Below are 15,932 nucleotides of genomic sequence, written 5' to 3'. Positions count from 1 at the left end.
GACGACGCCATCTTGATGCCATGATATTGCTGATCGACAACTACGACAGTTTCACGTTCAACCTCGTCCATCATTTCGGGGCGCTTGGCGAAGCATGCGCGGTCTGGCGAAACGATGCGCTGAGTGTTGAAGAGGCTCTGGCCCTCAAGCCGGAGGCCATCGTGATCTCGCCCGGTCCATGCTCGCCCAACGAGGCCGGTATCTGCTGCGCTCTCATCAAGGCAGCGGCACCGACGATCCCGGTTCTGGGTGTCTGTCTTGGCCATCAGGCTATCGGTCAGGTGTTTGGTGCGAGCGTCGTGCGCGCACCGCGCCCGATGCACGGCAAGGTCGACGCGATTCTTCATGACGGCACTGGCGTGTTCCAGGGGCTTGCGAGCCCGACCCAGGCCACGCGCTATCACAGCCTGACTCTTGCCCCGGAAACGATTCCCGACACGCTCATCGTCAATGCCCGCTCGGCAGATGGCGTGGTGATGGGGGTGCGTCACCGCACGCTGGCCGTTCATGGGGTGCAGTTCCATCCTGAGAGCATTGCGTCTGAAGATGGTCAGATGATGCTGGCGAACTTCCTCAACATCGCCCGGGCAGCGCGTCAGAAAAGGCAAGCGGCCTGAATGGATACCCATGCTGGCAGCCTGACCAAGACGCTGCGTCATCTCGCCGAGGGCAGGCGGCTGACCCAGGAAGAGACCGAAGCCCTTTTCTCCAGAATCATGCAGGGCACCGTCCCCGCCGAGCAGCTCGCCGCCATCCTGATGGCGTTGAGGCTGCGGGGTGAAACAGTCGATGAACTGAGCGGGGCCGTAAGGGCCGTGCGAGCATGTATGACCAGCCTGCCTTTTGCCCCTGAAGATGCCATGGATGTCTGCGGTACAGGGGGTGATGGGCTGGGGACGCTCAACGTGTCGACAGCTGTTGCTTTCGTTCTCGCCGGGCTGGGTGTTCCGGTTGCCAAACACGGCAATCGCGCCCTTTCCTCACGGGCCGGCGCCACTGACACGCTCATGGCGCTGGGCATCGCGCCATGCGATGATCTTGAGGAGCAGGCAAGACGCCTGCGTGACGGGCATCTCGCCTTTCTGGCGGCGCCTTTGCATCATCCCGCCATGCGCTTTGCAGCACCAGTACGCACGACGCTGGGCTTTCGCACCATTTTTAATCTCATCGGGCCGTTGTGCAATCCGGCGCAGGTGCGCCGCCAGATGATCGGTATCTATGACGATCGCTGGCTGCGCCCTGTGGTTGAAACCATGGCCTCTCTCGGTGCCGAGCGTGTCTGGGCTGTCCATGGCGAGACCGATCTTGGCGGGAGTGACGAGATCACGCTGGCTGGTGTCTCGCATATTCGTGCCTGGGATGATGAGCGTTTTCTCGAACTTGTTCTCACACCCGATATGGCCGGTCTGGCGCGACGCCCGATTGCCGATATTGCCGGTGGCGACCCCACGCATAATGCCGGCAAGCTGCTCGACATGCTCTCCGGGCAGGAGGGGGCCTATCGCGATACCGTCCTGCTGAATGCGGCTGTGGCGCTTCACGTAGGTGGGCGGTCGACCATTCTTGAAAACGGTACGATCGTCCCCACTCTCCTGCGCAGGAATGTCGAGATCGCAGCCAATGCCATTGATAGCGGGCTCGCTCTCTCTGCTCTCGTTCATGCCCAGCAGGGCAGCCACCGACCTGCCGAGCCGGTTCGCTCATCCTCTTTGATCCACACGTCAGGACTAACATGACCGATCAATCGTCCACACCTATTCATGACACGCCTTCCGGCTATCCGGATGTGCAGGTGCCGGGTACGATCGTGCAGGAAGACACGGCGCTTCCCGTATCCGGGCGTGACATGCCCGACGTGCTGGCCCGTATCTGTGCGCGAACCCGTATCGATGTCGAACAGCGCGCCCTGATCATGCCGCTCAAGGAAATCACGGCACGTGCTCGTGAGGTCAATGTGCCGACGCGTGGTTTTGGTCAGGCGCTCAAGCAGATGGCGGCTGATCAGCGCGTCGGCCTGATTGCGGAAATCAAGAAGGCCTCGCCTTCAGCCGGTATCCTGCGCCCCGATTACGATCCGGTCGGTATCGCAAAATCCTATGAGGCAGCAGGGGCAATCTGCCTGTCCATTCTCACCGAAGGCTCGTGCTTCCACGGCTCGATCGAGGATCTCAAGGCGGTCAAGGAAGTCTGCCCGCTGCCCATCCTGCGCAAGGATTTCATTCTCGAACCCTGGCAGGTGCATGAGAGTCGTCTGATTGGTGCTGACTGCATCCTGATCATTCTCTCTGCCCTGACCGACGCCGAGGCAGCCGAGCTGATCGCCTTGGCGCGCGGGCTCGATCTCGATGTGCTCTGCGAGGTGCATGACGAGGCGGAACTCAACCGTGCCCTGGCGCTCGATACCTCGCTGATTGGCATCAATAACCGCAATCTGCGCAGCCTGGTCACCGATCTCGACACGACGGCCAGACTCGCACCGCTTGTACCCCCTGATCGCATCCTTGTTTCGGAGAGCGGTATTCGTACGCTCGAAGATGTGAAACGGGTCGGTGCCGTAGGGGCAAGCGGCATTCTTGTTGGCGAAAGTCTCCTGAGAGAAGAAGACCCGGGCCTCGCTGCCCGCCGCCTTCTCGGGACGCTCTAACGCACATATTAACAGCTTAGGTTGTGGACTTGCGCAACGGGACTGGTAAATACCGGACCCTGAATTGCGCATGGCGCATCAGTCAGGCTCAGGAGATACTCAGCATGTCCGGCAAAGCCCATAAAGGGGCGGCTCAGCCGCTCGCGGATCACAACGGACCGATCCTGCCACTGGAGACCGTTCGTACGGCATATCGCGATATGCTGTTGCTCCGCCGTTTCGAGGAAAAGGCCGGACAGCTGTACGGCATGGGGCTCATCGGCGGGTTCTGCCATCTTTATATCGGCCAGGAAGCCGTGATCGTCGGCATGTCGCTGGCCATGAAGCCGGGCGACAAGATCGTTACCTCGTATCGTGACCACGCTCACATGCTCATGATGGGCATGAGCCCGGGGGGCGTGATGGCCGAGCTGACTGGACGCAAGGACGGTTATTCGCACGGCAAGGGCGGCTCGATGCACATGTTCTCCCGCGAGAAGAATTTCTACGGCGGTCATGGCATCGTGGGGGCCCAGGTAGCCATCGGTACGGGCCTTGCTTTCGCCAATAAATACCGCGGTACCGATGAAGTGGGCGTGGCCTATTTCGGTGAGGGTGCGGCCCAGCAGGGCCAGGTTTACGAGAGCTTCAATCTCGCCGCCCTGCACAAGCTGCCCTGCATCTATGTGATCGAGAACAATCGCTACGGCATGGGTACGAGCGTCGAGCGCTCCAGCGCCGCCGCCCATGATCTCTCGCAGATCGGCGCACCGTGGAAAATTCCCGGCCGCAAGGTCGATGGCATGGACCTGTTTGCCGTGCATGAAGCCGCTCAGGAAGCCGTCGCCCATTGCCGCGCAGGCAAGGGGCCCTTCCTTCTCGAGATGGAAACCTATCGCTATCGCGGTCACTCGATGTCCGATCCGGCGCGTTATCGCGACCGTTCGGAGGTCGAGGAAATGCGCCGCACGCGTGACCCGATCGAGGCGCTGCACAAGCTCCTGAGCGACAAGGGCACCAGCGATGAAGAGTTCAAGGCAATCGATGCCGAAGTGAAGCAGATCGTCAATGACGCTGCCGATTTCGCCCAGAACAGCCCTGAGCCCGATCTCTCCGAACTTTGGACCGATATTCTGGTGGAGGCGTAAGTTATGGCCGCTCCTGTTCTCATGCCGGCTCTTTCGCCTACCATGACCGAAGGCACGCTTTCCAAATGGACGGTAAAGCAGGGTGACAAGATCAACTCGGGCGATGTGATTGCCGAGATCGAGACCGACAAGGCCACCATGGAAGTCGAGGCTGTCGATAGCGGCATCCTTGCAAAGATCTTGGTGCCGGAAGGCTCGGAAAACGTTGCGGTAAACACGCAGATCGCCATCATTGCCGAAGAAGGCGAGGATATTTCGGCGCTAGAAAACGGCCCGGCAGCAGCCCAGACCCCGGCCGCGCAGACCGCGGTTGAAGAGAAGGCGCCTGAAAAGCCGAAAGACCTGGTGGCAACACCGGATCGCGAATGGGGCGAGACTTCCGTCATCACCGTGCGTGAAGCGCTGCGTGACGCCATGGCCGCCGAGCTGCGTCGTGACGAGGACGTGTTCCTGCTCGGTGAGGAAGTGGCCCAGTATCAGGGCGCCTACAAGGTCAGTCAGGGTCTGCTCGACGAGTTCGGCGAGAAGCGTATCATTGACACGCCGATCACCGAGCATGGCTTCACCGGCATGGCCGTTGGTGCAGCGCTGACCGGCCTCAAGCCCATTGTCGAATTCATGACCATGAACTTCGCGATGCAGGCCATTGATCATATCATCAATTCCGCAGCCAAGACGCTCTATATGTCGGGTGGCCAGATGGGCTGTCCGATCGTGTTCCGCGGCCCCAATGGCGCGGCTGCGCGCGTCGGTGCCCAGCACTCGCAGTGCTACGCAAGCTGGTATGCCCATGTGCCGGGCCTGAAGGTGGTTGCCCCCTGGTCGTCTGAAGATGCCAAGGGCCTGCTTCGTGCCGCCATTCGTGACCCGAACCCGGTAATCGTGCTCGAAAACGAAATTCTCTACGGGCAGAAATTCCCTTGCCCGGTCGATGAGGATTTCATCCTGCCGATCGGCAAGGCGAAGATCGAGCGTGAAGGCAAGGACGTGACCCTCGTCGCTTTCTCGATCATGGTTGGTGTGGCGCTCGAGGCTGCGGCCAAGCTGGCCGAGCAGGGGATTGAGGCTGAAGTCATCAATCTGCGTACAATCCGTCCGCTCGACACCGAGACCATCGTCAACAGTGTGAAGAAGACGAGCCGCATCGTCTCCGTCGAGGAAGGCTGGCCCGTGGCCGGTATCGGCGCCGAGATCTGCGCCGTAGCGTGTGAAGAGGCCTTCGATTATCTCGATGCCCCGCCCGCGCGCGTCTGCGGTCTCGATATCCCGCTGCCTTACGCCGCCAATCTCGAAAAACATGCGCTTCCGCAGCCTGACTGGGTGGTGGACGCGGTTCGCAAACTGTTCTGAGGGGCTGCGACCATGGCTATCAATATTCTGATGCCCGCGCTTTCGCCGACCATGACCGAAGGAACGGTCTCGCGCTGGCTGAAGAAAGAGGGCGACACGGTGAAGTCCGGCGACTTGATCGCCGAGATCGAAACCGACAAGGCAACGATGGAAGTCGAAGCCGTCGATGAGGGCATTCTCGGCCGCATTGTTGTGCCGGAAGGGACCGAAGGGGTGAAGGTCAACTCGCCCATCGCCATCCTCGTCGAAGAGGGCGAAGCCGTGCCGGAAACGGCTGAGGCGGCGCCTGCAAAGAAGGCCGAGCCTGCCCCGCAGACGGCAGCCCAGCCAGTTTCTGCTCCGACCTCCTCTGCGCCGTATGTGTCCTCGCATGCTACGCCTGCTGCGGCGTCTCCGGGCAAGCGCGTGTTTGCGTCACCTCTCGCGCGTCGTATCGCTGCGAAGAAGGGGCTCGATCTGTCTGGCGTGAAGGGTACAGGCCCCAATGGCCGTATTCTGCGTCGCGATGTCGAGAATGCGCAGGTCGCGGCACCCGCCAAAGCCGAAGCGCCAATATCGGCACCGGTAGAGGTGACACGTGTTGCCAACTCCACGATGCGCAAGGTCATCGCGCGTCGCCTGAGCGAGTCCAAGCAGAACGTCCCGCATTTCTATGTGGCTGTTGATATCGAACTTGACGCGCTGCTCGCCCTGCGCGCCCAGCTCAACGCAGCATCGCCGAGTGAAGGCGAGGGGCAGTTCAAGATCTCGGTCAACGACATGATGATCAAGGCCGTGGCGCTTGCGCTGCGCAGCTGCCCTGGTCTGAACGTGCAGTTCACCGAAGCCGAGACACTGCATTTCCCCGATATCGATATCTCGATGGCTGTTTCCATCCCTGATGGTCTGATCACACCGATCATCCGTCAGGCCGATCGCAAATCCTTGCGTGAGATCAGTGCAGAAGCGCGCGATCTGGCCAAGCGTGCACGCGATGGCAAGCTGAAACCCGAAGAGTTTCAGGGTGGTACGTTCTCCATCTCGAACATGGGCATGTTCGGTGTGCGTGAGTTCTCCGCCATCATCAATCCGCCTCAGGCCGGTATTCTGGCTATTGCAGCGGGTGAGAAACGCGCTGTCGTGCGTGGAGACCAGCTTGCGGTTGCGACCGTCATGACGGCCACGCTTTCCGTCGATCACCGTGCGGTCGATGGGGCGCTTGGCGCTCAATGGCTGAACGCGCTGCGTGACATCGTTCAAAACCCCTATCGTCTGGTGATCTGAGCCATGGACAAATTCGATCTGATCGTCGTTGGCGGCGGTCCGGGCGGGTATGTCGCCGCCCTGCGTGCCGCACAGCTTGGCAAGAGTGTCGCGGTTGTCGAAAGCACCCATCTGGGCGGCATCTGCCTCAACTGGGGCTGCATCCCGACCAAGGCACTGCTGCGCGCTTCTGAACTGAACCATCAGCTGCACAACCTTGCCGAGTTCGGTTTCAGCGCCGAAAAGGTGAGCTTCGATCTCGAAAAGGTCGTCGCCCGGTCGCGCGCGGTATCACGTCAGCTCTCACGTGGCGTTTCCGGCCTTCTCAAGAAGGCGAAGGTCAAGGTGTTCGACGGTCGCGCGAAACTGGCCGGTCGTGACGGCAATGAGCATGTGGTATCGGTCAGCAAGGAAGGCGCGGAAGTCACGCGCATTGCTGCTCCCGATGTCATTCTGGCGACTGGCGCCCGTGCCCGCCACTTCCCGGGGCTCGAGCCCGATGGCGAACTGGTCTGGACCTATCGCGAGGCGATGGTCCCCAAGGAACTGCCCAAGCGTCTGCTGGTCATCGGCTCCGGAGCAATCGGGGTCGAATTCGCCTCCTTCTATCGGAATATGGGCGCGGAAGTGACCATTGCCGAAGTTGCCGACCGGATCATGATTGCCGAGGACGCCGAAATCAGCGCCATGGCACAGAAGGCGTTCGAAAAGCAGGGGATCAAGGTGCTGACAGGCGCCAAGGTCGGCCCGCTGAACAAGAAGGACGGCACCGTCTCCACCCAGATCACCACGGCATCCGGATCGCATGATCTCGTTGTTGACAAGGTGATTCTGGCGGTTGGTATCGTTGGCAATGTCGAGGATCTCGGTCTGGAAAAGACCAAGGTGAAGATCGACAAGACGCATATCATCGTCGATGAATTCTGCCGTACCGGCGAGCCGGGGCTGTGGGCTATCGGTGACGTGGCTGGCGCGCCCTGGCTTGCCCACAAGGCAAGCCATGAAGGTGTGATTTGCGTCGAGAAGATTGCAGGACACGATCCCGAGCCACTGCATCCGCTCAATATTCCGGGCTGCACCTATAGCCGTCCGCAAGTGGCGTCTGTCGGTCTGACGGAAGAGAAGGCGAAGGCAACGGGCCGCAAGCTCAAGATCGGTCGCTTCCCGTTCATGGCCAATGGCAAGGCACTGGCCATGGGCGAGCCCGATGGCCTGACCAAGACCATTTTCGACGCCGAAACCGGCGAATTGCTCGGCGCCCATATGATCGGCGCCGAAGTGACGGAAATGATCCAGGGCTACGTGATTGCGCGCACCTCCGAGCTGACCGAGGCGGAACTCAAGGAAACAGTGTTCCCGCATCCGACCATCTCGGAAACGATGCATGAATCGGTTCTTGCAGCCTGGGGTGGAGCACTCCACTTCTAGTCATGACCATGCAGCGTATCACCATCGATCACCGGAAGCCGGGCTCGCTCCGTCATCCCGAGAAGGCCAACCGACCCGACAATCCGATCCAGCGCAAGCCGGACTGGATCAGGGTCAAGGCGCCGAATAGTCCGGTCTATCAGGAGACGCGCAAGCTCATGCGCGACAACAGGCTGGTAACGGTCTGTGAAGAGGCGGCTTGCCCGAATATCGGTGAGTGCTGGTCGCAGCGTCATGCAACCATGATGATCATGGGTGAGATCTGCACCCGTGCCTGTTCGTTCTGCAACGTCACTACTGGCATGCCCAAGGCGCTGGATGGTGACGAGCCGCAGCGCGTGGCAGAGGCCGTTGCCAAGCTGGGCCTGCGTCATGTGGTGATCACCTCGGTCGATCGTGATGATCTGGCCGATGGCGGGGCGCTGCACTTCGCCCAGACTATTGCGCGTGTTCGTGAAGCCTCGCCTACCACCACAATCGAGATCCTGACGCCGGACTTCCTGCGCAAGCCGGGTGCGCTCGAGGTGGTGGTCAAAGCCAGGCCCGATGTTTTCAACCACAACATCGAAACCGTACCCCGGCTTTATCCGTCTATCCGCCCAGGCGCGCGCTATTTTCAGTCTCTGCGCCTGCTGGATGATGTGAAGGCACTCGATCCCTCGATCTTCACCAAATCCGGCGTCATGCTCGGCCTTGGAGAAGAGAAGATGGAAGTGGCTCAGGTCATGGATGATTTCCGCGTTGCCGATGTCGATTTCATCACCATGGGCCAGTATCTCCAGCCCACGCCCAAACATGCGGGCGTCGCCAAATTCGTGACGCCGGATGAGTTTGCCGAATATGCCCGTATGGCGCGTGCCAAGGGCTTCCTGCAGGTCAGCGCCAGCCCGCTGACGCGATCCTCCTATCATGCCGATTCCGACTTCGCCGCGCTCAGAGAGGCGAGGCAAAACAGGCTGGGGCTCGATCCGCTCCAGTCGGAGAAACAGTAAATGCCCACCCATGCCGAGCAACGGCTGATCGCTTACAGTCCTGAACAGCTTTTCGATCTCGTGGCCGATGTGGGTGCCTATCCGCAATTCCTTCCGTGGTGCGTCAAGGCCACGGTCAAGTCCAGGACCGAGCAGGAACTGGTTGCCGATCTCACCGTGGGGTTCGGCCCATTCCGCGAGACCTTTACCAGCCGCGTTTCGCTCGAACGCCCGAACCGCATTCGCGTGCGCTACGAGAAAGGGCCGTTCCGTTACCTGAACAATGTATGGACTTTCACACCCGATGCCCGTGGGTGTCTGGTCGATTTCTTCGTCGATTTCGAGTTCAGGTCGCGCCTGCTGCAGAACGCGATCGGTGTCGTCTTCAATGAAGGCGTGCGTCTGATGGTATCGGCCTTTATAAAACGCGCCCGCGATATTTACGGCGTCTCTTCCCAGCCCGGTGCGGTTATTCGAGACTGATCACGCGCTCGTTTTTTCAAGACAGCGCAACCGCACCACTTCCGTTACGTTCTGTGGTCATCGAAAAGTTCCCTACCGGCACTCTGCCTTTTCGGAACTTCCAGATTTCAGACTATCGGAAGGAAGAGACATGAAGTTTTCCAAGCTGGGCGCTACCCTGATGGCCGCCACCTTTGTTGTTGCAACCCCTGCTTTCGCCAAGCACGCGCCGCACAAGGCTCATGCCAGCAAGAGCGAAATGCACAAGAAGGGCGGCAAGGCTGCCAAGGCCGCCAAGGGTTCGGAAGCAACCGAAGACCTCAACGCGCGCAGCCTGCAGCAGGCACAGACCCCGGTTCCGGTGACGGCTCCGGCAGCAGCGCCTGCCGCCAGCGCAACGGCTCCGGCACCTGCTCCGATGCCGATGGACCCGTCGATGAAGATGCCGTCCTCCAGCATGCCGGCCAGCTCGGGCCAGTAAGAGGCGCAGTTTTTCTTGAACCGCCTTTCCAGACGGTTCATGGACGCAGGAAACCCCGTCGCATTGCGGCGGGGTTTTTTCGTTTCTGCGCGGGCTGGAGGGTCGGGCTTGCTATCAGACGCTGCAAGAAGGGCTCCGATGTCATTCGTCCAACGACCTGCGCCGGGCGGGGCAGGGAAGATCCGTAAGACAATCTGAGGACTGTTGGGGGAAAGCTCGGAGACAGGCATCGGCTTTCCGGGCGGTGAGCACCGCAGGCTGCCTTAATGTTCTGCAATCTCTTTGGTGGAACTCTACCGTTTCGTGCCCGGATTGCCTATATCCCCCCATCATGAGCGGTGTAGATAAGAAACTGGTACGGGCCTGGGTCCGGCAGCAATCCGGCCCGGCCAGACGCGCGGCATTGCCCGTTGTCGCTGTCGGATGTCTCAACACGCTGATCGGTATCGGTCAGGCCTGGTGTATGGCTTCCGTCATCGGGTCGCTGCTTCAGACCCGTGGAGCTCAGGTGCTCGGCCTGATCGCTTCTTTCGCCGTGCTCTCGGCATGTCGCGCCCTGTGTCTGTATTTCCAGGAAAATCTTGCCGCACGCGCCGGTATCGCCGCCCGGGAACGTCTTCGCCGCTCGGTGCTGGATTCCGTGATCGGCATTGGGCCTGCTCTGCTGCGTCGCCAGCACTCCGCTGAAATCGCCGCCCTGCTGGTTGATCGTATCGAGGTGCTTGACGGGTATTTTGCCCGCTGGCTGCCTGCTTCCATGACTTGGATGGTGTTTCCTGCTTTCGTGCTGGTGGCTGTCTTTGTGGTCGATCCGCGCGCGGCGCTCATCCTGGCCGTCTGTGGCGCGCTTGTTCCGGTCTCCCAGGCGGTTTTCGGAATCGGGGCGGCTCTGGCCTCACGTAACCAGTTTCTGGCCATGGTGCGTTTGCAGGCACGGTTCCTCGACCGGATCAGGGGAATTGCGACCATCGTCTTGTCAAACGCGACAGATCGCGAGGCCAAGGCGTTGTCGGGTGCGGCTGATGATCTGCGCAAACGCACGATGAAGATTCTTCGTATCGCGTTTCTTTCTTCAGCCGCGATCGACATTGCCATGGTGATTGCCATCATCATGATCGTGCTGACACAGGGGCATTTCATTCATATCGATGCTTTCGCAGCGCCGAGCATCTATCCCGCGCCGCATTTTACAGAGACGCTCTTTGCGCTTTTCCTCGTGCCGGAGTTTTTCGCTCCCTTTCGGGGGCTCGCTCTGGCCTATCAGGATCGCGCCCATGCTGCGGGTGCCGCTGAGGCCATGGAAGCAATCGAAAATGGTGAGTCCCTGCCGGGCACGGACGATCTATCCGCCCTTGCGCCTCCTGTTCTGGTAGTGACCGTCGAGGCAAAGGCGCTCTCCTATCGCTGGAATGAGGCGGCGCCTTACGTTTTCAAGGATCTCGATTTCTCGGTCTCGCCTGATGAAATACTCGTGCTCGACGGCCCGTCTGGCGCAGGCAAGTCGACGCTCATCGAGTTGCTGCTTGGTTTCATCAAGCCGAGCGCTGGGACCATCCAGTTCAATTATCGCGATATCGCAACGCTTCGAGGTCGCGACATTGCGCGTCATCTCGCCTGGATCGGCCAGAAACCGGTTCTGTTTGCGGGTACGCTGCGCGAAAACCTCTTATTTGCCCGCCCCGATGCCGACGAGATGCGTTTGCAGCGTGCGATCGAGGCCGCAGCGATAGACCATTTTCTGAAAGACCTGCCTCAGGGGCTCGATACGGTTATCGGTGAAGGGGGCTTCGGATTGTCGGGCGGGCAGGCCCAACGTGTGGCGATCGGACGGGCCTATCTCAAGGATGCGCCGCTGCTGCTGCTCGATGAGCCCACCGCTCATCTCGATCCGGAAACCGAGGCCGGGATTATCGAGGCACTGCGTCGTCTTTCCGAAGGGCGGACCGTGATCCTCAGTGCCCATTCGCAGGCGATGAAGGCGCTCGGCACGAAATCGCTGAAGCTTGGCCTTTCCGCATCAGTGGAGCCATGCGCATGAGTGACAGCATGAAGGCAACGCCCTGCACGACGGCTCGCCGTCAGGCCGAGTTACATAACAGGCGCGGCGCGCTGCGACGCATATTGAGCGTCTGGCGCCCGTTCTACGGCAGGCTTGGCTTCGGTCTGCTGCTATCGGCGCTCGCATTGTTGAGCAGCCTCGCGCTGATGTGGAATGCGGGTCTCGGTGTTTCGGCTCTGGCTGTCGGGACGGCCCTTGCCCTAGGGGTGCTGCGCCTTTTTGCCGGGGCGCGTATCGTGTTGCGCTATGCCGAGAGGCTCTTCGCGCATGATGCGATGTTCCGTGCTCTTGCCGCCTTGCGTGTCTGGTTCTTCACCCATCTTGCCAGAGGAGCAGCGGCTGGGCTTGGCTTCCGTCGGGCTGGCGATCTGATGAACCGTCTGGTGGGCGATATCGAGCTCCTCGATAATCTCTATCTGCGCATCGCCGTGCCTGTGCTGGGCATTCTGGTTTCGCTTCCTGTTCTCGCTCTTGTTGCAGGCAGGCAGGACTGGCATCTCGGTGTCCTGCTGGCCGGGCTTTTCCTGATTGCAGCTGTGCTTGTTCCGCTTCTCGCAGCGCAACGAGCGGCCAAGCGAAGCGGCGAAATGCGCCATGCTGAATCATCGCTGCGTGTGGCAGCGCTCGATCTGGCAACCGGTCTGCGTGAGGCGCGCGCCTTTTCCGGTGAAGACCGCCTGGCCGAGCGTATCATCCGTGAGGAAGCCCGTTTGCATGATGCCCAGCGCGCGCAGCAACGGGCGATGGCAGGGGCAGGGGCATTTTCCTATCTCAGCGGGCAGATGGCCCTGGCGGTCATTTTATTGGCTCTTGCCGGTATCGCCGGGTTGGGTGTGAGCTTTCTGTCCGGTGTGGCGCTGGTCTTCCTCACGGGGACCGTCTTTGAGTCTGTCGCCACCTTGGCGCGCACCAGTGTCCTCGCCGGGCAGGTAAGCCAGGCGGCGCAGCGCGTGGTCGCGATTGCGGATCAGGAAAAGCCCGCTGCCACCGGTTGTCTGGCGCCAGAGGGAGGCGACATCGTTTTGCGCGATGTCCATTTCCGCTGGGGGGGCAGCCGTGCGGCGGTGCTGGATGGGCTCTCGATGACGATACATGCGGGCGAGCATGTGGCGTTGATCGGGCCTTCCGGGGCCGGAAAATCGAGTCTGGCTGCGTTGCTGCTCAAGGTGGCGGCGCCAGAGAGCGGCCAGATCCTTTTTGGAGGGCATACGCTCGACACGCTCGATACAGAAAGCCTGCGTTCTCGTATTGGCTGGCTGTCGCAGGCAACGCATCTTTTTGCGGATACCATCCGCAACAACCTGCTGCTTGGCCGCGAGAATGTTGATGATGCGCGTCTGTGGGATGCGCTCGAACGGGCAGAAATTGCCGAAGCCGTGCAGGCTCTGCCCGACGGGCTGGACAGTTGGGTCGGCGAGAGCGGTACGAGGCTTTCGGGCGGGCAGGGCCGACGTATCGCACTGGCGCGCACCCTGCTGCAGGATGCGCAGGTCGTGGTGCTTGATGAACCCGCAACCGGGCTCGATTCAGCAACCGAGCGGGCCTTTCTGGAAACGCTCGGTCGCACAATGAAGGGGCGTACGGTCATTCTCATCGCCCATCGACTGACCGGGGTAGAGAAACTTGATCACGCCTGGCGGCTTGAGGGCGGCAAGGCGCATCCCCTTCCGCTCTGAGGGGCGCAGGGTGGGTCTGCTTGACGGAAAGAGTGTCACACGGCAGTGACAGAAATACGGCTCCGTGGATGTCACGGCGATTCGAAAAGGAAATAATGATGCGTCGTCTGCCTGTGATGTTGTCGGTCTGCGCCCTCGCAGGTCTCGCGGCCTGTACAAACGGGGCCGATCGCGATCGCTATCCGGTATTTTTCGAACCCGCTTCGACAACGGTTTCGCCAACGGCACAGGCTATTATTGACAAGGCCGCCGCAGATGCGCGCGACAATCATGCCAAGACGGTCGAAGTGATCGGTCATGCGGGCGCCCGCGGCAATCTCTCTGCCGATGAGATGCTGTCTGTGGAACGTGCCAAGATTGTGGCCGCAGCCCTGACGAAGGCCGGCATCGGCAGTGCCCAGATTACGCAGATCGCTCATCCGCCGAAGAACAACGAAGATGCAAGCGTTGCCTCACGTCTGGTGACGATTGAAGTCGATCCCTCGACGCCCTGATCTTTCAGCAACACGATACATTCTGCTCTTTGACCGGCACTGATCCCTCTGCTTCAGGCATTGACGAAACTCCGGATGCGGTACTCAAGCGCGTCTTTGGTTTCGACTCCTTTCGCGGACAGCAAGAGGATGTGATCAGTGCCGTCATGGCGGGCGAGGACGTCCTCGTCATCATGCCTACCGGCGGGGGTAAAAGCCTCTGCTATCAGGTGCCAGCCCTCTGCCGCCACGGTATGGGCATCGTCATCTCACCGCTGATTGCGTTGATGGATGATCAGGTGGCTGCCTTGCGCCAGCTCGGTGTCAATGCCGCGGCGCTCCATTCCGAACTGCCTCCCGACCGGCTCGACCAGACACGCGCCGATCTGCGAGAAGGGCGGATTGATCTTCTCTATATCTCTCCCGAGCGGCTTGTCTCACCCGGCACGGCGCGCTGGCTGGCGCGTAACCCCGTTTCAGTGCTTGCGATCGACGAGGCGCATTGCGTCTCGGCCTGGGGTCATGAATTCCGGCCCGAATATCGTGCTCTAGCCGATCTGCCGAGCGTGTTCCCTGGTGTGCCGCGCATCGCCCTGACGGCGACCGCCGACTCACGCACGCAGGACGACATCCTGCTGGCGCTGGGTATGCCCGAGGCAAAGCGGCTGACGTCGAGCTTCCATCGACCCAATCTGTTTCTGGCAGCCTTGCCAAAAGGGTCTGAGACGAAGCAGGTTCAGGATGCGCTCACGCCGCATCGTGAAGACGCGGCAATCGTCTATTGCGGCAGTCGTAACCGGACCGAGCGCATGGCCAAAAGCCTCAGAGAGCGCGGTTTCAACGCCTTGCCCTATCACGCAGGCCTGTCATCCCAGGAAAAGCACGCCACGCTTATGCGTTTTCGCAGCGGTGAACCGATGGTGATCGTGGCGACCGTTGCTTTCGGCATGGGGATTGATCGCCCCGATGTGCGCTGTGTGGTCCATCTCGACATGCCTGCCTCGCCTGAGGCCTATTATCAGCAGATCGGTCGTGCCGGACGTGATGGCGAGCCTGCCGATACGCTCCTGCTCTATGGTGGCGAGGATATGGCGCGCGCGCGTCACTGGCTGGAGCAGTCGACAGCCCCCGATACCGAGAAGCGGGTCACGCAGGCGCGTCTTGAGAGCATGATCGCGCTGACTGAAACCGTCGAGTGCCGGACACAGGCACTTCTGGCCTGTTTCGGCGAGGCTCTTTCCGCGCCCTGCGGTCATTGTGACAACTGCCGAAACCCGGCCCAGACCTTTGACGGAACCGAGGCCGCGCAAAAGGTGCTCTCGACGATCTATCGTACCGGCCAGCGTTTTGGCGCCGTGCACCTGACGACCGTCCTGCGGGGCAAGCTGACCGAAGCCATCGAGCGCCATGCCCACCAGCATCTGACGGTTTTCGGCGTGGGCAAGGAGCATTCAGAGCAGTGGTGGCGCGGGGTCATTCGTCAGCTGATTGCGCGTGGCGCAATCAGGATGAGCGGTGAACACGGCGCGCTTGGGCTGGATGTGGAAGCGGCCCGCCCGCTTTTACGAGGCGAGGAGAGCCTGCGTCTGCGCGTCGATCCGCTTAAGCCTGTGGTGAGCGCCCAAAGAGGGGTGTCAGCCTCCACGCTGGTCGACTCTCTGGATGAGCAGGAGCGTCATCGCTTCGATGCATTGCGTCAGTGGCGGCGTGATGAGGCGCGCGAGCAGGAAATCCCGCCTTACGTCATTTTTCATGACGCCGTCCTCACAGAGATCGCCCGTGAAAACCCCGAGACGGTTGAAGAGCTGGCCCTCATAAAGGGCGTCGGCTCATCGAAGCTGAAGCGCTATGGCGACGCCGTTATCGACGTTCTGTCTGATACCTAGCTTCTTCGGCTCCAAAATATCCGTTATCTGAAACCGCGCCGCCTCAATCAGAAAACGTCTCCTGCGGTGCTTTATTGTTGTGCCAGTCAGTATTGTGATCTGCAGCAGGATAGTCAGCTGATTTAACTCGCTA

General features: G+C 60.7%; 14 protein-coding genes. All 14 read left to right on the top strand.

All coding sequences use genetic code 11. From position 1 onward, the window contains the following. The first annotated feature begins 20 nt into the window (after positions 1-20). On the top strand, positions 21-617 hold the full coding sequence (locus tag AA105894_RS00240; RefSeq protein WP_267309996.1) for an anthranilate synthase component II: 597 nt from the start codon (positions 21-23) through the stop codon (positions 615-617). Then, positions 618-1,736 (top strand): anthranilate phosphoribosyltransferase, encoded by a 1,119-nt coding sequence (trpD, locus tag AA105894_RS00235; protein ID WP_267309995.1) that lies wholly within the window; start codon positions 618-620, stop codon positions 1,734-1,736. Beyond that, a complete protein-coding gene (gene trpC, locus AA105894_RS00230; RefSeq protein ID WP_188426360.1) occupies positions 1,733-2,644 on the top strand; it encodes an indole-3-glycerol phosphate synthase TrpC in 912 nt (303 codons plus the stop codon). The genes trpD and trpC overlap by 4 nt, the downstream gene beginning before the upstream one ends. A 104-nt stretch (positions 2,645-2,748) precedes the next feature. After that, on the top strand, positions 2,749-3,771 hold the full coding sequence (gene pdhA / locus AA105894_RS00225; protein WP_188426361.1) for a pyruvate dehydrogenase (acetyl-transferring) E1 component subunit alpha: 1,023 nt from the start codon (positions 2,749-2,751) through the stop codon (positions 3,769-3,771). Between the two features lie 3 nt (positions 3,772-3,774). Then, entirely contained in the window at positions 3,775-5,121 is a 1,347-nt protein-coding gene (locus tag AA105894_RS00220) for a pyruvate dehydrogenase complex E1 component subunit beta (RefSeq protein WP_267309994.1), read from the top strand. Positions 5,122-5,133: 12 nt separating this feature from the next. Continuing rightward, the gene (locus AA105894_RS00215; protein ID WP_267309993.1) at positions 5,134-6,384 is read left to right on the top strand and encodes a pyruvate dehydrogenase complex dihydrolipoamide acetyltransferase; all 1,251 of its coding nucleotides are present in this window, start codon (positions 5,134-5,136) and stop codon (positions 6,382-6,384) included. A 3-nt stretch (positions 6,385-6,387) separates the two neighbouring features. Next, positions 6,388-7,791 (top strand): dihydrolipoyl dehydrogenase, encoded by a 1,404-nt coding sequence (gene lpdA, locus AA105894_RS00210; RefSeq protein ID WP_267309992.1) that lies wholly within the window; start codon positions 6,388-6,390, stop codon positions 7,789-7,791. An 8-nt stretch (positions 7,792-7,799) separates the two neighbouring features. Continuing rightward, positions 7,800-8,783, top strand: a complete 984-nt coding sequence (gene lipA / locus AA105894_RS00205; protein ID WP_371869853.1) for a lipoyl synthase — start codon at positions 7,800-7,802, stop codon at positions 8,781-8,783. Then, positions 8,784-9,245, top strand: a complete 462-nt coding sequence (locus AA105894_RS00200) for a type II toxin-antitoxin system RatA family toxin (RefSeq protein WP_188426366.1) — start codon at positions 8,784-8,786, stop codon at positions 9,243-9,245. A gap of 130 nt (positions 9,246-9,375) precedes the next feature. Beyond that, positions 9,376-9,705, top strand: a complete 330-nt coding sequence (locus tag AA105894_RS00195) for a hypothetical protein (protein WP_188426367.1) — start codon at positions 9,376-9,378, stop codon at positions 9,703-9,705. Positions 9,706-10,036: 331 nt separating this feature from the next. Continuing rightward, a complete protein-coding gene (gene cydD, locus AA105894_RS00190; protein ID WP_267309991.1) occupies positions 10,037-11,743 on the top strand; it encodes a thiol reductant ABC exporter subunit CydD in 1,707 nt (568 codons plus the stop codon). Then, on the top strand, positions 11,740-13,440 hold the full coding sequence (gene cydC / locus AA105894_RS00185; protein ID WP_267309990.1) for a thiol reductant ABC exporter subunit CydC: 1,701 nt from the start codon (positions 11,740-11,742) through the stop codon (positions 13,438-13,440). Before cydD ends, cydC begins: the two co-directional genes overlap by 4 nt. Before the next feature lie 95 nt (positions 13,441-13,535). Next, the gene (locus AA105894_RS00180; RefSeq protein ID WP_188426369.1) at positions 13,536-13,934 is read left to right on the top strand and encodes an OmpA family protein; all 399 of its coding nucleotides are present in this window, start codon (positions 13,536-13,538) and stop codon (positions 13,932-13,934) included. A gap of 29 nt (positions 13,935-13,963) precedes the next feature. Next, positions 13,964-15,799: a DNA helicase RecQ gene (gene recQ, locus AA105894_RS00175; RefSeq protein WP_267309989.1), complete on the top strand. Its 1,836-nt coding sequence runs from the start codon at positions 13,964-13,966 to the stop codon at positions 15,797-15,799. Positions 15,800-15,932: the final 133 nt, after the last annotated feature.

The sequence above is a fragment of the Asaia spathodeae NBRC 105894 genome, from assembly GCF_025994195.1.
In the GTDB taxonomy this organism is placed as follows: Bacteria; Pseudomonadota; Alphaproteobacteria; order Acetobacterales; family Acetobacteraceae; genus Asaia; species Asaia siamensis.
Note: the sequence above shows the minus strand (reverse complement) of the source record. Positions and strands in the feature narration are given on the sequence as shown.

Bases quoted from the DNA above. Each gene is read 5' to 3' on its own strand.
- AA105894_RS00240 (WP_267309996.1), top strand. From the start codon at position 21: ATGATATTGCTGATCGACAACTACGACAGTTTCACGTTCAACCTCGTC.
- trpD (WP_267309995.1), top strand. From the start codon at position 618: ATGGATACCCATGCTGGCAGCCTGACCAAGACGCTGCGTCATCTCGCC.
- trpC (WP_188426360.1), top strand. From the start codon at position 1,733: ATGACCGATCAATCGTCCACACCTATTCATGACACGCCTTCCGGCTAT.
- pdhA (WP_188426361.1), top strand. From the start codon at position 2,749: ATGTCCGGCAAAGCCCATAAAGGGGCGGCTCAGCCGCTCGCGGATCAC.
- AA105894_RS00220 (WP_267309994.1), top strand. From the start codon at position 3,775: ATGGCCGCTCCTGTTCTCATGCCGGCTCTTTCGCCTACCATGACCGAA.
- AA105894_RS00215 (WP_267309993.1), top strand. From the start codon at position 5,134: ATGGCTATCAATATTCTGATGCCCGCGCTTTCGCCGACCATGACCGAA.
- lpdA (WP_267309992.1), top strand. From the start codon at position 6,388: ATGGACAAATTCGATCTGATCGTCGTTGGCGGCGGTCCGGGCGGGTAT.
- lipA (WP_371869853.1), top strand. From the start codon at position 7,800: ATGCAGCGTATCACCATCGATCACCGGAAGCCGGGCTCGCTCCGTCAT.
- AA105894_RS00200 (WP_188426366.1), top strand. From the start codon at position 8,784: ATGCCCACCCATGCCGAGCAACGGCTGATCGCTTACAGTCCTGAACAG.
- AA105894_RS00195 (WP_188426367.1), top strand. From the start codon at position 9,376: ATGAAGTTTTCCAAGCTGGGCGCTACCCTGATGGCCGCCACCTTTGTT.
- cydD (WP_267309991.1), top strand. From the start codon at position 10,037: ATGAGCGGTGTAGATAAGAAACTGGTACGGGCCTGGGTCCGGCAGCAA.
- cydC (WP_267309990.1), top strand. From the start codon at position 11,740: ATGAGTGACAGCATGAAGGCAACGCCCTGCACGACGGCTCGCCGTCAG.
- AA105894_RS00180 (WP_188426369.1), top strand. From the start codon at position 13,536: ATGATGCGTCGTCTGCCTGTGATGTTGTCGGTCTGCGCCCTCGCAGGT.